The 1,668-nt window shown below is 51.1% G+C and carries 1 protein-coding gene; it reads left to right on the top strand.

Annotated features, from left to right (window positions below; genetic code table 11):
- Window positions 1-134: 134 nt before the first annotated feature.
- Window positions 135-1,668, top strand: a 1,534-nt coding sequence (locus ACP5VX_RS07220; protein WP_428725202.1) for an HsdM family class I SAM-dependent methyltransferase, incomplete at its 3' end; no start/stop codon positions are given.

Here is a 1,668-nt window from a genome sequence, read left to right as displayed (position 1 = left end):
GGGCCTCGGGGGGTGAGGAGGTAAGCGTGTTCACCAACAGCCTCGGTCAGTATCATTATACTATTACGTCCAGAGCGTGTCCTAATACCGTTAACGTGTGATGTAAGTTATATTATAAAGTACTTAGGTCGTTGATGTCCTCCACGCGTGAGGTTGCTGTTCAAGACGAACTCTACAAGCTGATTTATGAGTCTATCCGAAACGCTAGGTTTGACGGGGTAGAGCTGACTATAGAGAGAGAGTACCCAGTTGGCGATAACAAGAGGGCTGATCTGGCGATCATTGATAAAGAGACCAAAATGCCAATACTCATTATTGAGACAAAGAGGAAGTATGTAGAGGCTGGCACATTCAAGACGAACCCTAGGATACACCCGGTGAGTAGCTCTGTGCTCGGCCAAGCCCTCTGCTACGCCTATTTAATAAAGAGGGACCAGAAACTGCCGATGACGCCGCTATTCGCAACAGCAAATCCAGATGGCATATTCCTATTCCGGCCAGTTGAGAAGCCCGAGAAGTTCATTGACATAAGGGCATGTGAGGAGTCCCGCTATGCGGACGTCCTCAAGCCAGGCGCGTTAAACGCCCTGGTAGATAGCTACAGGCTCGACATACTCAAGGTTAGGGAGGATGAAGTGCAGAAGATGCTTGAGACAAGCGTCAAGGTATGGAAAATGACTGTCAATTTGCAACAGGTCCAAATAGGCTTAGACAATTGGTTCATCGAGTACCTCAGAATCAACTTCATAGACGCGTTGATAAACTACGGAGCCGCAGAGTACATGAGGGCTGAGCTGGAGAAGAACAACAGGCAGAACAAATATTACGCCCTACTGGACAGGCTAGCCAGGGATAACGGCTACAAGAACGGGTTGGCGGACATTGTGGGCAGTAATTTGGAGAGGGTTGAGGACTTGGCTAGGATGATGCTTTACGTGCTCATGAACAAGATCATATTCTACAAGGTGCTTGAGAGGCGCTACACGTTGCCCGGGCTACCCACATGCCAGTCGCCAGCCGAATATCTGGATGTTTTAAGAAAGCTGTTCGAGAAGGCCATCGACGTTACCAATGATTTCGAGGCGGTGTTCATAACTGGCCTCTACGACGAGATTAGGCTACCCGACGATCCAGCCATCTGCGACGTACTCAACGACTTTAACAAGCTCCTCAACGAGGTGGACATACTGCAGATCGGCGACGTAATCGGCTACATCTACGAGAGGCTGATACCGGCCGAGGAGAGGCACAGACTCGGCCAGTTCTATACACCCCCCGCCGTGGCCAGGCTAATAGCGAGGTGGACAATCAGAAGCCCCCGCGATAGGGTGCTGGACCCGGGGACCGGGTCCGGCACCTTCCTCATAGAGGCGTACGATAGGCTTTACTGGCTAAAAATCGGGAAAGGCGTGAAGGAGTCAAAACCCTCCAAGGAGATCCACAGTGCAATACTCAGCCAGCTGTATGGTATAGACGTAAACGCGTTCCCGCTCCAGCTCGCCGCGATGAACCTGTCTATGAGAAACGTGAAGGCGCCGAGCACGAATCTCAACATGATACACAGAGACTTCTTCGAGATAGTGCCAAACCAGCAGGTATTCCTGCCCTACAGATCGGTCTCCGTTGGTAGAGAAGCAGGCAAATCGGTCGTTGTGCCTGGCGACTTCG

The organism is Thermogladius sp. (genome assembly GCF_049970955.1).
Classification (GTDB): Archaea; Thermoproteota; Thermoprotei_A; order Sulfolobales; family Desulfurococcaceae; genus Thermogladius.
Note: the sequence above shows the minus strand (reverse complement) of the source record. Positions and strands in the feature narration are given on the sequence as shown.